We start from the raw sequence: 21,572 nt of genomic DNA, 5'->3' as shown, positions 1-21,572 counted from the left end.
CAAGACCCGTCGGGGGGCGGGAATGGTTCGCGCCCGTTACTTGATCGTTACCCAGGGGTGGGGTGGCGTCGGCCTGTTTCGATGGCGGCCATGGTGATCACGCTTCTGCTTCTCGCTGTCCTGCTGCTGTTGCTCGCGCAGCTCGCCGACGGTCGGCGTCGTCCGCCCGCCGACTTCCGGCTGGTGGAGGTGGAGCGGCGGTTGCGTCTGGTGATGGACCACCTGGGCGTGGTGGATCCCGGCCCGGAACTGCCGGAGGTGTGGGAGCACCTGGGCCGGGGCGACAAGATCAAGGCGATCGCAGCCTACCGGCGGGCGACCGGGGCCGACCTGCGCACGGCGAAGGCCGCGGTGGAGGCGCTGGCGGGCCGACGCTGACCGGCGCCGGGCCTGCCGCACCTGGCGGCGCAGGCCGGCACCGCCCGGCGCACCCTGGCGGCGCAGGCCGGCACCCGCCCGGCGCACCCCGGAGGACAGGCCGGCACCGCCCGGCGCGCCCCGGAGGACAGGCCGGCACCGCCGGCGCGCCCCGGAGGACAGGCCGGCACCGCCCGTCGCACCTTGGCGGCACAGGCCGGCACCGCGCGGCGGCACGGGCGAGGCAGCGGGCGGTCAGCTCCGGGGCCGGTCGCGGTCCTTGGAGGGCTGCACCCGCTTGGGCTCGCCCGGCATCTTCGGGTGGTCCGGCGGGTAGGGCAGGTCGCCCTGGCCGGCGGCGGCGTCCCGCTCGGCCCACTCCAGCAGCGGCGTGATGTCCCACGGGGTGTCGTCGATCCCGGCGTGCGGGTCGCCCCGTTCGGCCAGTCGGGCGGGCACGCTGCCCAGGTGGAAGTCGTCCGGGTCGACGTCGGGCAGCTCGGCCCAGTCGACCGGGGTGGAGACGGTGGCCCGCGCGTTGGCCCGCAGCGACCAGGCGCAGGCGATCGTCCGGTCCCGGGCCATCTGGTTGTAGTCGACGAAGACCCGCCGGCCCCGCTCCTCCTTCCACCAGGCGGTGGTGACCAGCTCGGGGCGGCGGCGTTCCAGCTCCCGGGCCAGCGCGATGGTGGCCCGGCGCACCTCGACGAACGTCCACCGGGGGTGGATCCGCAGATAGACGTGCACGCCCCGGCCGCCGGAGGTCTTCGGCCAGCCGGTCGCGCCCAGCTCGTCCAGCAGCCCGCGCAGCTCACCGGCGGCGGTGGCCGCGTCGGCGAAGTCGGTGCCGGGCTGCGGGTCCAGGTCGATCCGCAGCTCGTCGGGGCGGTCGGGGTCGGCGGCGCGCACCGGCCAGGGGTGGAACACGACCGTGCCCATCTGGGCGGCCCACGCGACGTGCGCCAGGTCGGCCGGGCAGAGCTCCGCGGCGGTCCGGCCGCTGGGGAAGCTGATCTCGGCCGTCCGCACCCACGGGGGTACGCCCCGGGCGGGCACCCGCTTCTGGAAGAACATCTCCCCGCCGATGCCCTCGGGGAAGCGTTGCAGCGTCGTCGGGCGCTCCCTCAACGCCCGCATGATGCCCTCGCCGACCGCCACGTAGTAGTGGAAGACGTCGGCCTTGGTGAACCCGCGCTCGGGGAAGATCACCCGATCCGGGCTGCTCAGCCGGACGGTGTGTCCGGCGATCTCGAACTCCTCGGCCGTGGCCCTGGCACCCATGGCGCGACCCTATGCGACGGCACCGACAGCCGACGTACCGTTGACCGGTGAGTCTTTCCGAGAGTGAGCTGCCCCGTACCGAGGACGAGTGGCGGGTCCGGTTGAGCCCCGAGGAGTTCCGGGTGCTCCGCGAGGCCGGCACCGAGCGCCCGTGGACCGGCGAGTACGTCGACACCAAGACCCCCGGCGTCTACCACTGCCGGGCCTGCGGGCTGGAGCTGTTCCGCAGTGACGCCAAGTTCGACTCGCACTGCGGCTGGCCGAGCTTCGACGACGCCATCCCCGGTGCGGTCAAGGAGATCCCGGACAACACCCTCGGCATGCGCCGTACGGAGATCCGCTGCGCCCGGTGCGACAGCCACCTGGGGCACGTCTTCTCCGGTGAGGGTTTCACCCCGAAGGACACCCGGCACTGCGTGAACTCGGTGTCGATCCGGCTGGAGCCGGACCAGGGCTGACCGGGCGGACCCCGGCGTCACCGTGGGTGGTGGCGCCGGGCGCTCAGAGGCGGAGCCGGCTGCCCTGCTCGTCCACCGCGTCGGCGGAGTCGTCGTCCAGCCAGACCCCGCCGCTGGCGAGGTAGCGGAAGCGGTACTCGCCGGGGCCGAGGCGGACGGTCACCGTCCGGGTGCCGTCGCGCCGGGACACCAGCTCGTGCCGGCCGGGCTCCCAGTCGTTGAAGCAGCCGACCACGCTGACCGGGCCGGGCGGGGTGTCCCGGGGCAGGCAGAAGGTGACGCGGGTCTGGTTGCCGAAGAGTCGGTTGCGCTTGATCACGGGATCCTCCAGGGTCGAGGCGGTCACCAGGCCCAACGCGTGACACGCCGGGGCGACTCGCCGTCGAGCCGGATCAGGTTCGCCCGTTTCGGTTGCCCCGGTGTGTCCGTTCCCCGACCCTGGGATGACGGTCCGATTTCGGGGGGTTTCGCGATGGCTACCTGCGAGGTATGCGGTAACGACTACTGGATGGCGTTCGAGGTGCACACGGTCAGCGGGGACGTGCACACCTTCGACTGCTTCGAGTGCGCCATCCACAGGATGGCGCCGATCTGCGAGCACTGCGAGACCAGGATCGTCGGGCACGGCGTGGAGGTCTCCGGCCGCTTCTTCTGCTGCGCGCACTGCGCCCGCGCCACCGAGGGCGACCGGGGCGCCGAGATCCGCGACGCCGTCGGCGCCCGCCCCGCCTGAGGCGTACGGCGGGCGGCATAGCATCGCGGGATGCTGCCGTTGATCGAGGTGCACGTGGCCCGGTTCGCCGAGTTGGACGTGCGGACCTTCCACGACCTGCTCCGGTTGCGGATCGACGTGTTCGTCGTGGAGCAGGCGTGTGCGTACCCGGAACTCGACGGGCGGGACGTCGAAGCGGGGACCCGGCACCTCTGGCTGACCCGGGACGGCGACGTCGTGGCGTACCTGAGGATTTTGGCCGACCCGGACGGCGTGGCGCGGATCGGCCGGGTCGTGGTGGCGGCGGCGGCCCGCGGCGCGGGCCTGGCCGGCCGGCTGATGACCGAGGCCCTCGCCCTGGTCGGTGACGGGACCTGCGTGCTGGAGGCGCAGACGCACCTGGTCGGTTTCTACGCCGGGCACGGCTTCGCCGTCAGCGGCGCCGACTACGTCGAGGACGGCATCCCGCACACCCCGATGCGCCGCGCCGGCTGACCGGAAGACATTGACGGACACCACTTTGTTGTGGAAGCCTGCGGAGCAGAGCCGAGCCACCCCAGCGGGGCACGGGAGGGGGCAACTCCCGGCCGTCCGGGCGTCGTCGAACGACTCCCCACCACGGAGGCTCCATGTCCACCCTGATCCGCGGCCGCCGCACGCCCCTGGTGGCGACGCTGCTCGCCCTCGGCGCGGTCGTCTCGCTGCTGCTCGCCACCGCCCTGTCCAACCCGGCGTCCGCGCACGGCAACGTCGTCGACCCGGCGTCGCGCAACTACGGCTGCTGGCAGCGCTGGGGCAGCGACTTCCAGAACCCGAAGATGGCGACCGAGGACCCGATGTGCTGGCAGGCCTGGCAGGCCGACCCGAACGCCATGTGGAACTGGAACGGCCTGTTCCGCGAGGGCGTCGCCGGCAACCACCAGGGCGCCATCCCGGACGGCCAACTCTGCAGCGCCGGCCACACCGCCAGCGGACGCTACAACGCGCTCGACGCGGTCGGCGCCTGGAAGACCGTCCCGGTCTCCGCCAACTTCCGGATCAAGCTGTACGACCAGGCCAGCCACGGCGCCGACTACATCCGGGTGTACGTGACGAAGCAGGGCTTCGACGCCCTGCACCAGCCGCTGCGCTGGAGTGACCTGGAACTGGTCGGCCAGATCGGCAACACCCCGGCCTCCCAGTGGACCCCGGAGACGCAGGGGGTGTCGATCCAGGTGCCGGCGAACGCGCCCGGTCGCACCGGCCGGCACATCGTCTACACCATCTGGCAGGCCAGTCACCTGGACCAGTCGTACTACCTGTGCAGCGACGTCGACTTCGGCGGCGGCCCGACCACCCCGCCGACGACCACCCCACCCACCACCACGCCCCCGACCACTCCACCGCCCACCAGCACCCCGCCGACCACCACTCCCCCGACCAGCACGCCGCCGGGCACGCCTCCGCCGACCTCGACCTGGCCGCCGGCCGGTGGCTGTTCGGCGAGCTACCGGGTGACCAGCCAGTGGCAGGGCGGGTTCCAGGGTGAGGTGGAGGTGACCGCCGGTGCCACCGCGATCAAGGGCTGGACGGTCTCCTGGACGTACGCGGGCGGTCAGCAGGTCACCCAGTCCTGGAACGCGACCGTGACCAGCAGCGGGGCGACGGTGACCGCGAAGAACGCGGGCTGGAACGGGGCACTGGCCGCCGGGGCGAAGACCACCTTCGGCTTCCTCGCCTCCGGCACGGGTCCCGCCCCGACCCCCACCTGCACCGCCACCCTCTGACCTTCCGAGATCACCCTCGAACACGGAAGTAGTGGCCTCCCCGGCTTCGGGAGGCCACTACTTCCAGGATCGAGCACTTGCGCGGGACGGCCCGGCTCGGGGGCGGCCCGGCCCGGGCTGCGCGGCGCAGCCCGCGCGGGACGCCGGGTCAGACCAGGCAGGTGACGATGTCGGCGACGGAGCGGCGGCGGCCGGTGTAGAAGGGGATCTCCTCGCGGACGTGCCGGCGGGCGCCGGAGGCGCGCAGGTCGCGCATCAGGTCGACGATCCGGTGCAGCTCGTCGGCCTCGAAGGCGAGCATCCACTCGTAGTCGCCGAGGGCGAACGAGGCGACCGTGTTGGCCCGTACGTCCGGGTAGCCACGGGCCAGCCGGCCGTGCTCGGCGAGCAGTTCCCGCCGCTCGGCGTCCGGCAGCAGGTACCACTCGTACGAGCGGACGAAGGGGTAGACGCAGAGGTAGGGGCGGGCCTCCTCGCCGGCCAGGAACGCCGGGATGTGGCTCTTGTTGAACTCGGCCGGCCGGTGCAGCGCCATCTGCGACCAGACCGGGGTGAGCGCCCGGCCCAACGTGGTCCGCCGGAACCGCAGGTAGGCGTCCTGGAGGGCGTCGCTGGAGGAGGAGTGCCACCAGATCATCAGGTCCGCGTCGGCGCGCAGGCCCGCCACGTCGTACGTGCCACGGATCGTGACGTCCTTGCCGGCCAGCTCCTCGAAGAGGGACTCGACCTCGTCGACGACGTTCTCGCGCAGCGACGGCAGCGGGCTGGTCGCCCGGTACACCGACCACATGGTGTAGCGGACGGTGGCGTTCAGCTCCTTGAGCCGGGCCGCGTTGGTCTGCTCGGTCATGATCCCGATCCTCCCAGTGCCGTGATGATCTCCTCGGCCGCCGTCTCGCCGGAGCGGACGCAGACCGGGATGCCGACGCCGTCGTAGCCCGCGCCGGCCAGGGCCAGCGTCGGGTGGGCGGCGCGCAGCGTCGTCCGGGCCGCCGCCACCCGGTCGAGGTGACCGGGGGTGTACTGCGGCAGCGCCCCACCCCAGCGTTGCACGTGCCGGGCGACCGGGGCGGGCAGCGGGGTGCCGAGCACCTTCGACAGCTCGCGGTGCACGGTGGCCACCAGGTCGTCGTCGGTGAGCTGGAGCGACGTCTCGTCGCCGTACCGGCCGACGGAGGCCCGGACCAGCGCGATCCCGTCCGGGCGGCGCAGGTGCCCCCACTTGGTGGTGAAGAAGGTGGACGCCTTGACCAGCAGCCCCTCGGTGGCCGGCACCAGGAACCCGGAGAGTTCCGGCAGCTCCGGCTCGGGCAGCGCCAGGGTGACCAACGCCACGCTGGCGTAGTCCAGGCCACCGACGGCGGCGGCCACCTCGGGGGCGGGACCGGCGAGCAGCCGGGCGGCCGGGCGGGCCGGCACGGTCAACAGCACCGCGTCGACGTCGACCAGTTCGGGGTCCCGGGTCGGGCCGACGGTGAGCCGCCAGCCGGTGGCCGTCGGGTGCAGTTCGCGTACCGCCGCGTCGGTGCGGACGGTCGCGCCGCCGGCCCGGGCCGCGGCCTCGACCAGGGCGCTCAGCCCGCCGGCCAGGGTGCCGAAGACCGGGGCGCCGGGGCGGCGCGGCGCGGCGGCCTGCGCCGCCCGGACCGCGCCGACCAGGGTGTGCTCCACCCGGGCCGCGCGGGCCAGCGCCGGCATCGTGGTGGCCAGCGACAGGTCGTCGGCCCGGCCGGCGTAGACGCCGCCGAGCATCGGGTCGACCAGCCGGTCCACCACCTGGTCGCCGAACCGGTCCCGGACCAGCGCGCCGACGGCCACGTCCTCGTCCGCGCCGAGCAGCGGCCGACCGCCGTCGGGGTCGGCGTCCGCAGTCGGTGTCGCCACCGTCGCCACCCGGTCCAGATCCCCGGGTACGCCCACCAGCGTGCCGCCGGGGATCGGGCGCAGCCCGCCGTCGACGGCGAGGGCGGCCTGCCCGACGGTGGGGTGCACGATCGCGTCGGCCAGGCCGAGCCGGCGGACCAGGGCCACCACCGCGGAGTCCGCGCCGGTGGCCGAGTCGCGCATCAGGAACGACTCGGCCCCGAACTCGACGGACTGCCCGGCGATCTCGCCGGTGCGCAGCTTGCCGCCGAGCCGGCCGGACTGCTCGTACACGGTGATCTCGGTGCCGGCCGGTGCCCGGTCGCGCAACCGGACGGCGGCGGCCAGCCCGGTGATCCCGCCACCGACGATCGCCACCCGCCACGGTGCCCGCATGGTCGCCTCCCTAGCCGGCGTGGCGCGCGGACACCTCGTGCACCAGCGCGACCACCCGGGTCAGCACGTCGGGGTCGGTCTCCGGCAGCACGCCGTGGCCGAGGTTGAACACGTGGCCGGGGGCGGCCCGGCCCTGCTCGACGATCCGCCGGACCTCGGTCTCCACCACCGACCAGGGGGCGAGCAGCACGGTCGGGTCGAGGTTGCCCTGCACCGCCTTGTCCCGGCCGATCCGGCGGGTCGCCACGTCCAGCGGGGTACGCCAGTCCACGCCCACCACGTCCGCGCCGGCCTCGCCCATGGCGGTCAGCAGCTCACCGGTGCCCACCCCGAAGTGGATCCGCGGCACCCCGGCGCTCTCCAGCCCGGACAGCACGTACGCCGAGTGCGGCAGCACGTAGCGGCGGTAGTCGGCCTCCGACAGCGCGCCCGCCCAGGAGTCGAAGAGCTGCACCGCGGAGACACCCGCGTCGACCTGCACCCGGAGGAAGGCCAGGGTGACCTCGGCGAGCCGGGCGCAGAGCGCGTGCCACAGCTCCGGCTGGCCGTACATCAGGGCCTTGGTCCTCGCGTGGGTGCGCGACGGACCGCCCTCGACCAGGTAGCTGGCCAGGGTGAACGGGGCGCCGGCGAAGCCGATCAGCGGGGTGTCGCCCAGCTCGGCGACGAGCAGCCGGACCGCCTCGTCCACGAAGGAGACGTCGTCCCGGGTGATCGGGCGGATCCGCTCGACGTCCTCGGCGGCCCGCACCGGTTCGGCCACCACCGGTCCGGTGCCCGGGACGATGTCCAGGTCCACCCCGGCGGCGGCGACCGGCACCACGATGTCGCTGAACAGGATCGCCGCGTCGACCCCGTGCCGGCGGACCGGCTGGAGGGTGATCTCGGCCACCAGTTCGGGTCGGCGGCAGGAGTCCAGCATCCCGACGTTGGCCCGGATCTCGCGGTATTCCGGCAGTGACCGGCCGGCCTGGCGCATGAACCAGACCGGGGTGTGGCCGGCGGGTTCGCGGCGGCAGGCCCGGACGAAGGGCGAGTCGGCCGGTCCGCCGCGGCGGGGTTCTCCGTCTCGGGCGGCGACGCCCGCGTTCTCGGTGCTCATCGCGGCCATCGTCCCACGCCCTCCGGCACCGGACGGGTGCGGGGAGGGCGCAACGTGACGCTCGCTCGGCGCGCCGTGACGGCGACCGGACCCGGGGCGGCATAGGCTGCCCACATGCCCCCTCCGATCGCGCCCCCGGAAACCTTTGCCCGCGCGGTCGCCGGGCTGCGGTCGGTCAGTCCCCGCGCGGAGATCGTGCTGGAGGAGGTCGGCGCCCCGCAGCGCCTGGCCCCGTACGCGTTCGCGCTCTCCGCCGCGGTGCTGCGCGACGGTGACGAGGTGGCCGGCGGCCGGCTCATCCTGCTGCACGACCCGGCGGGGCACGAGGCCTGGCAGGGCACCCTGCGACTGGTCACCTACGTGACCGCCGAGCTGGAGGTCGACCTGGCCAGCGACCCGCTGCTGCCCGGGGTCGGCTGGACCTGGCTGGTGGACGCGCTGGACGCCCAGGACGCCCACCACCGGGCGATCGGCGGGACGGTCACCCAGACCCTCTCCACCCGCTTCGGCGAGCTGGCCGGCCCGCCCGCCGCCGGCGACATCGAGATCCGCGCCTCGTGGACGCCGCTCGGCGACAACCTCGCCCCGCACCTGCTCGGCTGGTGCGCCCTGCTCGCCTCGACGGCCGGCCTCCCGCCGCCCGGGGTGACCGCGCTGTCGTCCCGCCGCTCCACCGGCCTGGCCTGACCCGCACGCCGCCGGCCGGTCCCGGTACGCCGACGGGCCGCCCCGGGGGAACCGGAGCGGCCCGCCGCGCGGACCCGGTACGGGTCAGAGGTAGTTCTCGGCCTCGTTGCAGACCTTGTCGAGGCCCTTGTTGGCCTGGTCGAAGGCGGCCTTGTTGCCGGCCGCCGCCGCCTTGATCGCGGTGGTCAGCTTGTCCAGGCAGGAGGCGATGACCTTCTTCTGCCGGGCCTGCTCGTCCCGGTCGTTCTTGGTGCCGGTCAGGTCCTGCTCGGTGTCGGCGAGCTTGTCCTGGACCGTCTGCAGGTCGGTCTTGAGCTTGTCGATCTCCTGCTTGTTGGCGGAGATGGTGCCGTCCCGCTCGCTGACCTGGGCGGTGAGCTTCTTCTCGGTGCGGTTCAGCTCGCTGCTCTTGGTGATGTACAGCCCGGTCATCACGCCGCCCAGGACGAAGAGCAGCCCGGCGACCACGGCCAGGATCAGCGTGGTGCGGCCCTTGCCGGCGCCTGCGGCGGCGGGTGCGCCGTAGGGGGGCACGGAGCCGGGCGGGGCGGACATCTGCGGCCCGAACCCGGGTCCGGAGACCGGCGGGGCGGACATCGGCGGCGCCGACATCGGGTACGCCGGGCCGGAGACCGGCGGGGCCGACCCCGGGGCGTACTGACCGGGGACCGCAGGCTGGACCTGGGTCGGGTCGGTCTGCGGCTGCCCGTACTGCTGGGGAGCGGCCCCGTACTGCTGGGGCGCGGGCTGGCCGACGCCGTACGGGTTGCCGTACGTGGTGCCGCCGGCCGGCTGCGGACCGGGCGGCGGCTGCGGCGGGTAGCTCGGCGGGTAGCCCTCCGGTCCGGTCGGTGGCTGGGACATGGTTCCTCCAGGTTGCTGGGCCCCGTGGGGGTGCTCCGGCGGGGCCGGGATGCTCGGGATCGACGGCCGACGAGGTCGACCCAGACGGTGGGGTGGCGGTGGCGGTCGGGTGGACCGGTCAGCAGACCTTGAACGTGTCGCAGGCGGTCTTGATCGGCACCGCGAGGCCGATGCCCTCGGCGTCCCGGGCCTTGGCGGTGGCGATGCCGACGACCTCCTTGGAGCCGTTGATCACCGGCCCGCCGGAGTTGCCGGGGTTGATCGGGGCGTCGAACTGGATGACCGGCCCGGAACCGCCCTCGTCCTTGCGGAAGGCGCTCACCACGCCGGTGGTGACGCTGTCCTGGAGGCCGAGGGGGGCACCGACCACCACGATCTGCTGCCCGGACTTGACCGGCGCGACGGCGGCGACCAACCCGGTGAAGGTGCCGGTGGTGCGGAGCTGAGCGATGTCCTTGGCCTTGTCGATCTTGACGATGGTGGCCGGGAAACGCTGGTCGGTGCGCTCCAGGAAGACCTGCCGGCCGCCGGACTCCCAGACCGACTCCACCACGTGGAAGTTGGTGAGCATGGTCGCGCCGCCGCCCGCGGCCGGCTTGCCGATGGCGAACGCGGTGCCGGTGAACTGGCCCGCCCGGACCCGGAACACGCTGGGCAGCACCGCGCTGGCCACCGCCTCCGGGTTGAAGGCCGAGCCGGCCTGCTTCTCCAGCGCCGACGTCCGCTTCTCCACGCCGTCGAAGCGGGTGCCGTCGGCACCCTGCGCGTCGGCCAGCCGCCGGTCGGTGGCCGCCAGCCGGTCGCCCAGCCGGTGGATCTGGTACGCCTGCACGCCCGCGACCAGGGCCAGCACGGCGGCGAGGGCGAGCGCCGTGACCGGCAGCCAGCCGCGTCGCGCGGGCCCGGCCGGACCGCCGGTCGCCGCACCGGGCCAGCCCGGCTGCCCGGCCGGCCCGGAAACCGGGTTCCCGGGGTACGCCGGAGCCGACGCGGGCGCACCGGGGAACGGGGTCTGCGGGGCGGGCGCCGGGGACCAGGTGGCCCGGGCCCCGGCGGCGTACGGGTCCGCGGCCGGCGCGTCCGACCCGGAGCGGGGCTCCGGGTAGCCGCCCCAGGGTGCTCCCGGCGGGGCGGACTGAGGCTGACCCAGGGCCGACGGCGGGAATCCGGTGGCCGGCGCGGCGGCGAACCCGGCCGGGGTCGACCCGTGGCCCGTGGTGGGCGTGGCCGAACCGGCCGGGGCCGCACCGTGGCCGGTGACAGCGGGCGTGGCCGCACCGGAACCGGCGGGCTGCGGGGTCGAACCGTAGGCCGCGGGAGACGGGGTGGCCGACCCGTAGCCGGGCGGGGTGGCCGAGCCGTAGCCGGGCGGGGTGGCCGAGCCGTAGCCGGGCGGGGTGGCCGAGCCGTAGCCGGGCGGGGTGGCCGAGCCGTAGCCGGGCGGGGTGGCGGACCCGTAGGCGGCGGAGGGCTGCGCCGGCGGGAAGGCGGGGCGCCCGGCTGGGGCGGCACCGCCGGGCGGTGCGGCTCGATGCGGGGCGGCAGGGGGCCCGGGCGGGCCGAGCCGGCGTGCTCCGCGCGGCCCCCGTCGGCGTCCTGTCCGGGGTACTGCCCCGACGTCCCGTCACCCGACCCGTAACTGGCCGTCATGCTTGCCACGCCCTCCCCGTAGACGCCCGTCGCCGCCGCCCCGGGTCGTGCTGAGCCCGGCGCGCGGCCCGATGGACCGTACCTGCGCGAAAGGGGTTTGTCTCCCCCGTTGTCCGACCCTGCCACACCGACGCCACACCGATCCGGGGCGACATCCGGCGGCCACCCGCCCGACACGCACCGGACCGGCTGCGCACACCGGATCCGGTCGCGCACTAGGGTTGTCAGGTGACCGACGAACCACCCTGCGCCGTCGGCCCGCCGAGAGCCGCACGGAAGACGCCCCCGCGCATCCGCCGTCGGCAGCGCCGGAGCCGGCGGACGCGGGGACCGAACCCATCGCCGGCGGACCCGTGCCGCTGACCGCCCCGCGCGACGGCACGCCCGCGCCGGTGGCCACCCCGAGCGAGTTGGCCGAGGTGGTGGCCCGCTTCGCGGCCGGCACCGGCCCGGTGGCGCTGGACGCCGAACGCGCCTCGGGCTACCGCTACAGCCAGCGGGCCTACCTGGTGCAGCTGCGCCGGGCCGGCTCCGGCACCGCGCTGGTCGACCCGCTGCCGCTGCCGGATCTCTCCACCCTCGACGCGGCGATCGCCGACACCGAGTGGGTGCTGCACGCCGCCAGCCAGGACCTGGCCTGCCTGGCCGAGGTGGGGCTGCGACCGCGCCGGCTCTTCGACACCGAACTGGCCGCCCGGCTGGCCGGGTTCGAGCGGGTCGGCCTGGCCGCGCTGACCGAACAGCTGCTCGGCTACACGCTGGAGAAGCACCACTCGGCCGCGGACTGGTCCAGCCGCCCGCTGCCGGAGTCGTGGCTGACCTATGCGGCGCTGGACGTGGAGATGCTGGTCGACCTGCGGGACGCCCTCGCCGAGGAGCTGGACCGGCAGGGCAAGTCGGAGTGGGCCGCGGAGGAGTTCGCCGCGCTGGTCCGCTCCGGCGCGCGCCCGCCCCGGGTCCGCGCCGAGCCGTGGCGGCGCACCTCCGGCATCCACCGGGTGCGCGGGCGCGCCCAGGCCCGGGTCCGGTCGCTCTGGTACGCCCGGGACCAGATCGCCGCCCGCCGGGACGCCGCCCCCGGGCGGGTGCTGCCCGACTCGGCCATCGTGGCCGCCGCCGAGCTGGACCCGAAGGACGAGAAGACCCTGCTCACCCTCCCCGGTTTCGGTGGCCGGTCGGTACGCCGGCTGGCGCGTACCTGGCTGGCGGCCCTGGACGACGCCCGGCAGCTGCCGGAGGACGCCCTGCCGGTCACCCCGACGGTCGAGGGGCCGCCCCCGCCGCACCGATGGGCGGAGCGGGACCCGGTGGCCGCCGGCCGGCTGGCCCGCTGCCGGGAGGTGGTGGTCCGGATCGCCGGCGCGCACACCCTCCCGCCGGAGAACCTGATCGCCCCGGACTCGATCCGCCGGCTGGCCTGGCAGCCCCCGGAGGAGATCACCGACGACACCGTGGCGGAGGTGCTGCGCGGCTTCGGCGCCCGCGAATGGCAGCTCACCCTCCTCCTCCCCGCCCTCACCACCGCCCTGACCCTTCCCACCCCCTGACCCCCCTCCCGCTCACCCTCCCGGCCCCGTTGATCATGAGGTTGGCGGCACTTTCGGAGATCCACACCGCCGTCAACCTCATGATCAATCCGGCGGGAACCGGGCTGGGGCGAGCTGGGGGGTGTGGGGTGGGACACATGGGGGGTGGTGTCGGGGTTGGTTACTGGCGAGTAGCATCCGTGGGAAATGCCAGTGCCGGCTAGGAGGCTCCAGTGCCCCGTGAAGTTAGGGATGTCGTTTTCGTCGACGGCGTCCGCACCCCGTTCGGCAAGGCGGGTGGCATGTACGCCAACACCCGCGCCGACGACCTGGTCATCCGCTGCATCCGCGAGCTGCTGCGTCGTAACCCGCAGCTGCCGCCGGAGCGGGTCGAGGAGGTCGCCATCGCCGCCACCACCCAGATCGGCGACCAGGGCCTGACCATCGGCCGCACCGCCGCCCTGCTGTCCGGCCTGCCCAAGACGGTCCCCGGCTTCTCGATCGACCGGATGTGCGCCGGCGCGATGACCGCCGTCACCACCGTCGCCAGCGGCATCGCCATGGGGGCGTACGACATCGCCATCGCCGGCGGCGTGGAGCACATGGGACGCCACCCGATGGGTGAGGGCGTCGACCCCAACCCGCGGATCATCGCGGAGAAGCTGGTCGACCCGTCCGCCCTGGTCATGGGGGCCACCGCGGAGAACCTGCACGACCGGGTCCCGCACATCACCAAGGAGCGCACCGACGCGTTCGCGCTCGCCTCGCAGGAGAAGACCGCGAAGGCGTACGCCAACGGCAAGCTCCAGGACGACCTGGTGCCGGTCGCGATCCGCGACGAGGAGAACGCCTGGGGCCTGGCCACCACCGACGAGGCCCCCCGGGAGACCTCGCTGGAGAAGCTGGCCACCCTGAAGACCCCGTTCCGCCCGCACGGCCGGGTGACCGCGGGCAACGCGGCCGGCCTGAACGACGGCGCCACCGCCAGCCTCCTCGCCGACGAGGCCACCGCCCGCGAGCTGGGCCTCCCGGTCGCCATGCGGCTGGTGTCCTTCGGCTTCGTCGGCGTCGAGCCCGAGGTGATGGGCGTCGGCCCGATCCCGTCGACGGAGAAGGCGCTGCGTATCGCCGGCCTGACCATCGACGACATCGGCCTGTTCGAGCTCAACGAGGCGTTCGCCGTGCAGGTGCTCGCCTTCCTCGACCACTTCGGCATCGCCGACGACGACCCGCGGGTCAACCCGTGGGGCGGCGCGATCGCCATCGGCCACCCGCTCGCCTCCTCCGGCGTACGGCTGATGACCCAGCTGGCCCGGCAGTTCGCCGAGCACCCCGAGGTCCGCTACGGCCTCACCGCCATGTGCATCGGCATCGGCATGGGCGGCACCGTGATCTGGGAGAACCCCCACTGGGAGGGCAACAAGTGAGCACGCTCTCGGCCCCGAACGAGGTCGTCACCAAGGCGCTGCTGCGGTCGGTGAAGGTGCCCGGCCTGGACCGGCCCGCCGCCCTGATCACCCTGGACAACGGGTTCGACCACACCAAGCCGAACACCTTCGGCCCGGCCGGACTGACCAGCCTCGACGAGGCGATCACCGCGGCCCTCGCGGCCGAGCCGGCGTTCATCGCGGTCACCGGCAAGCCGTACATCTTCTGCGTGGGCGCGGACATCGTCGGCCTGCCGGCGCTCGCCGACCGGGACCAGGCCCTCGAGGTCGGCCGGCTCGGCCACCGGGTGTTCGCCCGGCTCAAGGACAGCGCGGTCCCCACCTTCGCCTTCGTCAACGGCGCGGCGATGGGCGGCGGCCTGGAACTGGCCCTGCACTGCCACTACCGGACGCTCTCCGGTGGCGCGGCGGCCCTCGCCCTGCCCGAGGTCTCGCTCGGCCTGGTGCCCGGCTGGGGCGGCACCCAGCTGCTGCCGAACCTGATCGGCATCCCCGCCGCCACCCAGGTGATCATCCAGAACCCGCTGATGCAGAACAAGATGCTCAAGCCGAAGCAGGCTGCCGAGATGGGCATCGCGGACGTGCTGCTGGAGCCGGCGGACTTCCTCGAGCGGTCCCTGGAGTGGGCGGCCGGCGTGGTCCGGGGCGAGGTCACCGTGACCCGGCCCGAGGTCGACAAGGACATGTGGGCGGGCGTGCTCTACTTCGCCCGGCAGACCCTCGACCAGCGGCTGCACGGCGCGGTCCCGGCCGCCTACAAGGCGCTGGACCTGCTGGAGACGGCGAAGGACGCCGACTTCGCGACCGGCACCGCCGCCGAGGACGAGGCCCTGGCCGACCTGGTCTTCTCCGAGGAGCTGCGCAGCGGCCTGTACGCCTTCGACCTGGTGCAGCGGCGGGCCAAGCGGCCGGCCGGCGCACCGGACAAGGGCCTGGCCCGGCCGGTGACCAAGGTGGGCATCGTCGGCGCCGGCCTGATGGCCAGCCAGCTCGCCCTGCTCTTCGCCCGCCGGCTCCAGGTGCCGGTCGTCATGACCGACCTGGACCAGGCGCGGGTGGACAAGGGTGTCGGCTACGTGCACACCCAGATCGAGAAGGCCGTCAGCAAGGGCCGGATGGACAAGGGCACCGCCGCCAAGCTGTACGGCCTGGTCTCCGGCTCGGTCGACAAGTCCGTCTTCGCCGACGCCGACTTCGTCATCGAGGCCGTCTTCGAGGACCTGAACGTCAAGAAGCAGGTCTGGGCCGAGCTGGAGAAGATCGTCAAGCCGGAGGCGGTGCTGGCGACGAACACCTCGTCGCTCTCCATCACCGCGATGGCCGCCGAGCTGGAGCACCCGGAGCGGGTGGTCGGCTTCCACTTCTTCAACCCGGTGGCCGTGCTGCCGCTGCTGGAGATCGTCCGGGGCGAGCGCACCGACGACGCCACCCTCGCCACCGCCTTCGCGGTCGGCAAGCAGCTGAAGAAGTCGAGCGTGCTGGTCTCCGACGCCCCGGCGTTCGTGGTGAACCGGCTGCTCACCCGCTTCCTCGGCACCGTCTTCGCCGCCGTGGACGCCGGCACCCCGCTGGACGTGGCGAACAGCGCGCTGGACCCGCTGGGCCTGCCGATGCGTCCGCTGGCCCTGCTCCAGCTGGTCGGCCCGGCCGTGGCGTACCACGTGGGCGGCACGCTGCACGAGGCGTTCCCGGACCGGTTCGCCGTCAGCGAGAACCTCAAGCGGATCGCCGACTCGGGCCAGCCGATCGTGGTCGACGACCAGATCAACGACGAGGTCGCCAAGCTGCTCGTGGTCGGCGACCAGCCGCTCACCGGCGAGCAGGTACGCCAGAACGCGCTCGACGCGCTGGCGCAGGAGATCCGGCTGATGCTCGACGAGGGCGTCGTCGCCGAGGCGCAGGACATCGACCTGTGCATGATCCTCGGTGCCGGCTGGCCGTTCCACCTGGGCGGCGTCACGCCGTACCTGGACCGGACCGGCACCTCCGAGCGGGTCGCCGGCAAGCGGTTCCTGCCGCGCGGGGTGGCCAGCCTGCGGTAGTCGTTCCCCGCTCCCCCGCGATCGCGGTGGTCGACCGTCCCCTCCGGACGGACGGCCACCGCGATCGTCGTTTCCCGGCCGGGCCGCGACCGGAGCCGGCCGGACCGCGACCGGAGCCGGCCGGACCGCGACGAGAGCCGGCCGGGCCGCGGCCGGGACCGTCACGGGCCGGCGGCGGTTTGGTCACGTCCGAGCCGGGTGGACACCGGGGTGTCGCCCGGTCTGGCTACGATCACGCGTCCCGATCCTCACCTGGAGCTGACGCATGTCCCACCCCAATTCCGGTTCCTACCCGCCGCACCAGCCGGAGGGCTACCCGGCGCCGCAGCAGCCCGGCGGCTACCCGCCGCCGCAGCAGTCCGGTGGTCATCCCGAGCAGTCCGGGGGCTACCCGGCGCCGCAGCAGCCGCAGTACGGCGGCTACCCCACCGAGCAGCCGGGCGGCTACCCCACCTCGGGCCAGCCGTACGGCGGTCCGGTCACGCCGGCCGGTCCGCCGCCGAAGAAGTCCAACGTGACCCGGATCCTGCTGACCACCCTCGCCGTCGTGGTGGTGCTCTGCCTGGGCGGCGCCGCGGTCCTCTTCTTCACCGCCAAGGACAAGGTCGGCGAGGTCGTCGACGCCACCAAGACCCGGGTCGTCGCGCCGGCGACCCTGGCCGGTCGGGCGAAGGCCACCGACCCGACCCTCCTGCAGGGCGCCCAGCAGCTCGAGACCGAGCTGAAGAAGTCCCTGCCGGACGCGACCAGCACGGTCGGCGCCTTCTACGGCGAACCCGCCAAGAAGGACCTGATCATGATCGCGGCGGCCTCCGGCCTGAACGCGGACCCGGGCAAGACCCTCGAGGACACCATCAGCGGTATGAAGTCCACCGACGTCGAGGTCGGTGAGATGAAGACCGTCGACGCGGGCCCGCTCGGCGGCCAGGCGAAGTGCGGCGACGCCAAGGCCGCCGAGGTGCCGATGGGTGTCTGCGTGTGGAGTGACCGGGGCAGCGTCGGCATGGTCCTGATCTACTTCAAGAGCGGCGCCCAGGCGCAGTCCGAGCTGGCCACCATCCGGGGCCAGATCGAGCAGAAGGGCTGAGCCGCCCGGACCGGTGACCGGGCCCCCGCCACCTGAGGGTGGCGGGGGCCCGCTCGTCAGGCGGCGCGTTCCGCCGGCCCCCGGCAGACGCAGAACTCGTTGCCCTCCGGGTCGGCGAGCACCACCCAGCCGGTGCCGTCCGGCCGGCGGCGGTCGGCGACCAGGGTGGCCCCGAGCCCGAGCAGCCGGTCGACCTCCGCGTCGCGGGTGCCGTCGGCCGGGTGCAGGTCGAGGTGGAAGGCGCCCTTGCCGTGCCGCTCGTCGACGGTGACGAAGAGCAGGTCGGGGCCGTGGCCGTCGGGCGCGACCAGGACGGCCTCCGGGTCACCCGGGTGGTCGTCGTCGTGCAGCCGGCGGTCGAGCACCGTCGCCCACCAGCCGGCCAGGACGTACGGGTCGGCGGATTCGACGGTGACGCAGTGGATCAGTGCACTCACGGGATTTCCTCCTGAAGGGAGTGCGCCCCGCGGACGTGTCTGCGGTCAGCGGTGAGGGCGGGGCGCGGGACAGTTCACGGTGGACATCGACCGCACCCCCTCTCCATGTGTCGGGCTGACCCGCCGGATCATGCCACCCGGTGCCGGCGCGGACAACCGCGGTCAGCTCAGCAGCCAGCCGACCAGGGCCAGGGTGACCATGGAGAGCGCGGTGGTGACCAGCACCGTCCACCGGGCCACCGCGGTGCCGCTGGCGTACTCGCGGGCGAAGAGGTAGGTGTTCTGGGCGGTGGGCAGCGCGGCGCAGACCACCAGGGCCAGCAGCGGGCCCGGGCCGACCCCGGCGGCCAGGCCGACCAGCCAGGCGACCAGCGGCTGGACGACCAACTTCAGTCCGCTGAGCAGGGCCACCTCGCCGCCCGCGCCGGTCGGTGGCGGTCCGCCGCCGGTCAGCGACAGCCCGAGCGTCACCAGGGCGCTCGGCACCGCCGCCGCGCCGAGCAGGGCCAGCGGGCCGGCCACCGCCGCGGGCGGGTGCCAGTCCAGCCCGGAGCAGAGGGCGCCGAGCGCCGGCCCGGCGATCACCGGGTTGCGCAGCGGCAGGGTGAGCAGCCGCCCGGGGCGCAGCCGTCGCCCGGCGCCCCGGTCGAGCAGCACCAGCAGCGCCGGGGTGACCACCAGCACCTGGAAGAGCAGCACCTCGGTGAGGAACGCGGCGTCACCCACCACCTGGAGCGCAACCGGGATGCCCAGGTTCGCGGAGTTCACATAGCCGGCGGCCATCGCGCCGATGGTCGCCTCGCCGGTGGTCCGGCCGGCCCGGGCGGCGAGCACGAAGGCCACCGTCGTGGTCACGGCGGTGCCGGCCGCGAAGGCCGCCAGCGCCCGGGCGTGGAACTGCAACGGGGTACGCGACAGCGCGGTGAACAGCGCCGCCGGCATCGCCAGGTGGAAGACGAAGCCGCCGAGCACCGCCTCGGCGTCGTCGCCGAGCAGCCGGCGTCGACCGGCCAGCCAGCCCAGTGCGGTCAACGTCCAGATGGGCACGAACGCGGCGAGCACGGCTGCAGCGTACGGCGGCCGGGACGGGACCGGCCCGGTCCCACGGGACCGGGCCGGACGCCGTACGGGTCGGTCACGGGCCGACGAAGACCGCCTTGGCCCGCCAGTCGGTGCCGTCCAGGGCCGGACCGCTGCGCACGGTGAACGCGCCGGTCGGCGCGCCGCCCGCCCAGTCGGTCGCGGAGAGCTCCCCGGTGCTCCGGTTGACCTTGTAGAGGGTGGTGCCGGCGAGGAAGAGGCCACCGGCGTCGGCGAGGCCGCCCACCCCGGCGACGGTGAACTTCTCCGCGCCGACCGTGCCGCTGTCCGGGGTGAACCAGCGCCAGTAGAGGCCGCCCTGCCCGGAGAGCGTGTAGTAGAGCCGACCCGCCGAGAAGAACATCGCGGTGACGTTCGGGATCTCGGCGGTGAAGTTCGACGCCACCCCGACGTACGTCTGGCCGGCCGGCCCGGAGTCGGTCTCCACCGTGTCCCAGTAGGCGTCGTGGTAGGGGTCGACCTTGGTCGGGGCACCGAAGGTGGCACCGTCGAAACTGCGCCGCCAGAGCGAGCCGGTCATGCCGTAGAAGAACGTGCCGCCCACCCAGAAACCGCCCCGGGCGGTCGACCAGGCGGTGCCGTCCGGGTTGGCCACCGGGCTGGTCGCGCCGACCGTGGTCGTCCCGTCGTACGCCCGGACCTGCACCTCGTCGCCGGTGCCGGTCGGCGGCGGGCCGGTCTTGACGATCTCGATCCCGTCGATCAGCGGGTTCTCCACCACGTGTCCGAAGTCGACGTCGACCGACCCGTCGCTGACCACGGTGAACGAGCGCATGGTGCCGACGTTGTGCCCGACGGTGCCGGAGAGGTCGAGGTCGTCGAGGACGACGGTGCCGTCCAGGGAGACGTCGAAGACCCGGGAACCGGCGGCGGCGGTGCCGTCGTACCGGTTGGCCAGGTAGAGCCGCACCTGGACCTCGGTGCCGGCGGGCACCGGGAACTGCCAGCTCATCTCCGGCGCGGAGCCGGAGTCGTAGCGTTCGTCGCTGTAGAGGGCCGCCGGCGTGCCGGCGGGCACGGTGGCGTCGACGCCACCGACCGGCGCGAAGCCGGCGGTGCTGCTGCCCGCGTTGTGGAAGGGGCTGGGGTTGCCACCGGAGTCCTCCGCCCAGTCCGGTCCGCTGTCGGTGGCGGCGAGCGCCGGACCACCGGCGTTGACCCGGTACAGCACGTTGGTCGGGGCGGGCACCCCGGCCCGGTAGACGTTGCCGGGCAGCGTCGCCGTGGTGGTCGGGTGCGGGGCCGCGCCGCCGGCCAGCGGGAAGAACGCGATCCGCTCCCGGCGGTACTGGAAGTTGCCGATCCACGAGGTGTCCGAGCCGACCCAGAGTCCGGTGGGGGTGACCAGCAGTTCGGAGACGCCGACGCCGCGCGGGTGCCGGCCCGGGTTCCAGGACAGCGGCAGGCCGGTACGCGGGTCCAGGGCGGCGACGCTGGGTCGGCCGACCGCCCCGGCCTGGGCGGTGTCCCCGCCGTAGCTGTTGTTCAGCCAGCGGAAGTGCCCGCCGACGTAGACGGCCTGCTCGCTGATCGCGACGGCGAGGAAGGTGTCACCGCCGGAGTAGTCGACCCAGGTGGGCTGGAGGTCGGCGCCGGTGGCGTTCGCCTCCCAGCGGGCGGCGGCGTCGCAGAGCGTGCCGCCGTTGGGCGCGCCGGTGGTCACCACCACGAAGTAGCTGCCGTCCGGCGCGTACGCCACGTCCCGCACGTACGTGTCGAACGCCCACCAGGCGCAGCGCGGGGTGTACCGGCTGGTGTTCCAGTCGGCCACGGTGGCCGTGGTGGCGCCCAGGTCGAACTTGACGATCTGGTCGTGCAGCACCCCGTCGGCCTTCTTGAAGTTGCCGACCACCACGAGCTGGGTGCCGTCCGGGGAGACGGCGAGCTTGCTCGCGCCGACGCCGGAGTTGGCGCCGCTGACCCCGTCGTAGTTGTGGTGCTCGGTGAGCGCGGTGGTGAGGTAGCCGTCCACCGCCCCGGTGGCGGCGTTGAGCGAGGCGAGGCCGCCGCGCGGGTTGGTGTTGCCGGCGGTGGTGAAGATGCCGCCGACGAGCAGCCGGCCACCGACCAGGGCGACGTCGTTGACCAGCCCGTTGAACGCGGGGCCGGCGAAGCTGGTGACCAGCGCGCCGGTGGCGACGTTCAGCAGGGCCACCTTGCGGCGGGTGACGCCGTTGACGGTGTTGAACTTGCCGGCGATGAAGACGGTGCCGGCGGTGGGCCCGGCGACCACGGCGTAGACCTCGTTGTCGACGGTCGGCGCGAAGGCGGTGTCCACCGTCCCGGTGGCCTTGTCGAAGGCGAGGACGTAGTTGCGGCTGATGTCGACGTCGCTGTTGCGGTTCTGGACGCGGGTGAAGTCACCCACCGCGATGATCTTCGTGCCGGCGTCGTAGATGGCGTCGACGGTGCCGTCCTGGATGTCCGGCGAGGCGGTGGAGGGCACCTGCGTGACCAGCGTGCCGTGGTTCGGGGCGGCGGTCGCCGGGCCGGCGGCGACGAGGCCGGCGACGGTGAGGCTGAGCGCGGTGAGGGCGGCGAGGACCCGGCGGGTCGGGGCCGAGGGATGAGTCACTGGCAGCTCCGGTTGGGCATGCGCGGACAGGACCGGCCGGCTCCCGGCGCGGCGGGGGCGTGAGGCACCCGTCCGGCCGCCGGGAGAGGACCGGGTGAGGCGAAGCGCAATCCCTACCCTGCGGCACGGGAATGCCCCCGGTCCAGGGTGAGTCGGCTTTTGTATCCGACCCTCGGGCCGGCCCGGCCGACCACCCGAGCTGACCGGCCGGGACAGCCGG

Annotated in this window: 19 protein-coding genes and 1 pseudogene; 10 read left to right on the top strand and 10 right to left on the bottom strand. The window is 74.1% G+C overall.

Annotated elements, in window-relative coordinates:
* Positions 1–90 precede the first annotated feature (90 nt).
* Positions 91–378, top strand: a complete 288-nt coding sequence (locus MRQ36_RS21355; protein ID WP_242798035.1) for a hypothetical protein — start codon at positions 91–93, stop codon at positions 376–378.
* Positions 379–612: 234 nt separating this feature from the next.
* Here MRQ36_RS21355 and ligD read toward each other — a convergent pair whose 3' ends face one another.
* Positions 613–1,638: a non-homologous end-joining DNA ligase gene (gene ligD, locus MRQ36_RS21350; protein ID WP_242798033.1), complete on the bottom strand. Its 1,026-nt coding sequence runs from the start codon at positions 1,636–1,638 to the stop codon at positions 613–615.
* A gap of 47 nt (positions 1,639–1,685) precedes the next feature.
* Between ligD and msrB the strand changes: the two genes are divergently transcribed.
* On the top strand, positions 1,686–2,096 hold the full coding sequence (gene msrB / locus MRQ36_RS21345; protein WP_242798031.1) for a peptide-methionine (R)-S-oxide reductase MsrB: 411 nt from the start codon (positions 1,686–1,688) through the stop codon (positions 2,094–2,096).
* Positions 2,097–2,139: 43 nt separating this feature from the next.
* Here the strand turns inward: msrB and MRQ36_RS21340 are convergent, their stop codons facing one another.
* On the bottom strand, positions 2,140–2,415 hold the full coding sequence (locus MRQ36_RS21340; RefSeq protein ID WP_242801272.1) for an isoamylase early set domain-containing protein: 276 nt from the start codon (positions 2,413–2,415) through the stop codon (positions 2,140–2,142).
* Between the two features lie 153 nt (positions 2,416–2,568).
* Between MRQ36_RS21340 and MRQ36_RS21335 the strand changes: the two genes are divergently transcribed.
* The 3 genes from MRQ36_RS21335 to MRQ36_RS21325 all read left to right on the top strand — a co-directional run bounded on the left by MRQ36_RS21335 (position 2,569) and on the right by MRQ36_RS21325 (position 4,574).
* On the top strand, positions 2,569–2,829 hold the full coding sequence (locus tag MRQ36_RS21335) for a Prokaryotic metallothionein (protein ID WP_242798029.1): 261 nt from the start codon (positions 2,569–2,571) through the stop codon (positions 2,827–2,829).
* A gap of 30 nt (positions 2,830–2,859) precedes the next feature.
* On the top strand, positions 2,860–3,303 hold the full coding sequence (locus MRQ36_RS21330) for a GNAT family N-acetyltransferase (protein ID WP_242798027.1): 444 nt from the start codon (positions 2,860–2,862) through the stop codon (positions 3,301–3,303).
* A gap of 134 nt (positions 3,304–3,437) precedes the next feature.
* Complete coding sequence (locus tag MRQ36_RS21325) at positions 3,438–4,574, top strand: lytic polysaccharide monooxygenase (RefSeq protein WP_242798025.1); 1,137 nt, start codon at positions 3,438–3,440, stop codon at positions 4,572–4,574.
* Positions 4,575–4,722: 148 nt separating this feature from the next.
* Here the strand turns inward: MRQ36_RS21325 and hemQ are convergent, their stop codons facing one another.
* Genes hemQ through hemE form a run of 3 tightly spaced genes read right to left on the bottom strand, consistent with a single transcriptional unit; the run spans position 4,723 to position 7,944 of the window.
* Positions 4,723–5,424, bottom strand: coding sequence for a hydrogen peroxide-dependent heme synthase (hemQ, locus tag MRQ36_RS21320; protein WP_242798022.1), 702 nt, complete (start codon positions 5,422–5,424; stop codon positions 4,723–4,725).
* Positions 5,421–6,833, bottom strand: coding sequence for a protoporphyrinogen oxidase (gene hemG, locus MRQ36_RS21315; RefSeq protein WP_242798020.1), 1,413 nt, complete (start codon positions 6,831–6,833; stop codon positions 5,421–5,423). The genes hemQ and hemG overlap by 4 nt, the downstream gene beginning before the upstream one ends.
* Before the next feature lie 10 nt (positions 6,834–6,843).
* Positions 6,844–7,944, bottom strand: coding sequence for a uroporphyrinogen decarboxylase (gene hemE, locus MRQ36_RS21310; RefSeq protein WP_374250524.1), 1,101 nt, complete (start codon positions 7,942–7,944; stop codon positions 6,844–6,846).
* 105 nt (positions 7,945–8,049) lie between these two features.
* On the opposite strand from hemE, the gene MRQ36_RS21305 reads away from it, so the two are divergent.
* On the top strand, positions 8,050–8,622 hold the full coding sequence (locus MRQ36_RS21305) for a DUF3000 domain-containing protein (protein WP_242798016.1): 573 nt from the start codon (positions 8,050–8,052) through the stop codon (positions 8,620–8,622).
* A gap of 84 nt (positions 8,623–8,706) precedes the next feature.
* Here the strand turns inward: MRQ36_RS21305 and MRQ36_RS21300 are convergent, their stop codons facing one another.
* Together MRQ36_RS21300 and MRQ36_RS34510 are read right to left on the bottom strand one after the other, a co-directional pair.
* Entirely contained in the window at positions 8,707–9,486 is a 780-nt protein-coding gene (locus MRQ36_RS21300) for a hypothetical protein (protein WP_242798014.1), read from the bottom strand.
* A gap of 118 nt (positions 9,487–9,604) precedes the next feature.
* Entirely contained in the window at positions 9,605–10,339 is a 735-nt protein-coding gene (locus MRQ36_RS34510; RefSeq protein WP_374250521.1) for a S1C family serine protease, read from the bottom strand.
* A gap of 1,025 nt (positions 10,340–11,364) precedes the next feature.
* Here MRQ36_RS34510 and MRQ36_RS21290 point away from each other — a divergent pair.
* The 4 genes and pseudogenes from MRQ36_RS21290 (at position 11,365) to MRQ36_RS21275 (ending at position 17,239) form a co-directional block, all read left to right on the top strand.
* Positions 11,365–12,683: pseudogene (locus MRQ36_RS21290) on the top strand (ribonuclease D).
* Positions 12,684–12,895: 212 nt separating this feature from the next.
* On the top strand, positions 12,896–14,089 hold the full coding sequence (locus MRQ36_RS21285; RefSeq protein ID WP_242798012.1) for an acetyl-CoA C-acyltransferase: 1,194 nt from the start codon (positions 12,896–12,898) through the stop codon (positions 14,087–14,089).
* Entirely contained in the window at positions 14,086–16,152 is a 2,067-nt protein-coding gene (locus MRQ36_RS21280) for a 3-hydroxyacyl-CoA dehydrogenase NAD-binding domain-containing protein (protein WP_242798010.1), read from the top strand. The genes MRQ36_RS21285 and MRQ36_RS21280 overlap by 4 nt, the downstream gene beginning before the upstream one ends.
* A gap of 265 nt (positions 16,153–16,417) precedes the next feature.
* Positions 16,418–17,239, top strand: coding sequence for a hypothetical protein (locus MRQ36_RS21275; protein ID WP_242801546.1), 822 nt, complete (start codon positions 16,418–16,420; stop codon positions 17,237–17,239).
* Positions 17,240–17,295: 56 nt separating this feature from the next.
* Here MRQ36_RS21275 and MRQ36_RS21270 read toward each other — a convergent pair whose 3' ends face one another.
* The 3 genes from MRQ36_RS21270 to MRQ36_RS21260 form a co-directional block, all read right to left on the bottom strand.
* A complete protein-coding gene (locus tag MRQ36_RS21270) occupies positions 17,296–17,676 on the bottom strand; it encodes a VOC family protein (protein WP_242798009.1) in 381 nt (126 codons plus the stop codon).
* A gap of 162 nt (positions 17,677–17,838) precedes the next feature.
* A complete protein-coding gene (locus MRQ36_RS34010) occupies positions 17,839–18,738 on the bottom strand; it encodes an AEC family transporter (protein WP_242798008.1) in 900 nt (299 codons plus the stop codon).
* 73 nt (positions 18,739–18,811) lie between these two features.
* On the bottom strand, positions 18,812–21,352 hold the full coding sequence (locus MRQ36_RS21260; protein ID WP_242798007.1) for a malectin domain-containing carbohydrate-binding protein: 2,541 nt from the start codon (positions 21,350–21,352) through the stop codon (positions 18,812–18,814).
* Positions 21,353–21,572 lie beyond the last annotated feature (220 nt).

It is taken from the genome of Micromonospora sp. R77 (assembly GCF_022747945.1).
Lineage (GTDB): Bacteria > Actinomycetota > Actinomycetes > Mycobacteriales > Micromonosporaceae > Micromonospora.
The sequence above is the reverse complement of the archived record's forward strand: the minus strand, read 5'-3'. Positions and strand labels throughout refer to the sequence as shown.

Coding starts and splice junctions, on each gene's coding strand:
- hemG (WP_242798020.1), bottom strand. CDS start 6,833: ATGCGGGCACCGTGGCGGGTGGCGATCGTCGGTGGCGGGATCACCGGG.
- MRQ36_RS21305 (WP_242798016.1), top strand. CDS start 8,050: ATGCCCCCTCCGATCGCGCCCCCGGAAACCTTTGCCCGCGCGGTCGCC.
- hemQ (WP_242798022.1), bottom strand. CDS start 5,424: ATGACCGAGCAGACCAACGCGGCCCGGCTCAAGGAGCTGAACGCCACC.
- MRQ36_RS21355 (WP_242798035.1), top strand. CDS start 91: ATGGTGATCACGCTTCTGCTTCTCGCTGTCCTGCTGCTGTTGCTCGCG.
- MRQ36_RS21300 (WP_242798014.1), bottom strand. CDS start 9,486: ATGTCCCAGCCACCGACCGGACCGGAGGGCTACCCGCCGAGCTACCCG.
- MRQ36_RS21330 (WP_242798027.1), top strand. CDS start 2,860: ATGCTGCCGTTGATCGAGGTGCACGTGGCCCGGTTCGCCGAGTTGGAC.
- ligD (WP_242798033.1), bottom strand. CDS start 1,638: ATGGGTGCCAGGGCCACGGCCGAGGAGTTCGAGATCGCCGGACACACC.
- hemE (WP_374250524.1), bottom strand. CDS start 7,944: ATGGCCGCGATGAGCACCGAGAACGCGGGCGTCGCCGCCCGAGACGGA.
- MRQ36_RS21335 (WP_242798029.1), top strand. CDS start 2,569: ATGGCTACCTGCGAGGTATGCGGTAACGACTACTGGATGGCGTTCGAG.
- MRQ36_RS21275 (WP_242801546.1), top strand. CDS start 16,418: ATGTCCCACCCCAATTCCGGTTCCTACCCGCCGCACCAGCCGGAGGGC.
- MRQ36_RS21325 (WP_242798025.1), top strand. CDS start 3,438: ATGTCCACCCTGATCCGCGGCCGCCGCACGCCCCTGGTGGCGACGCTG.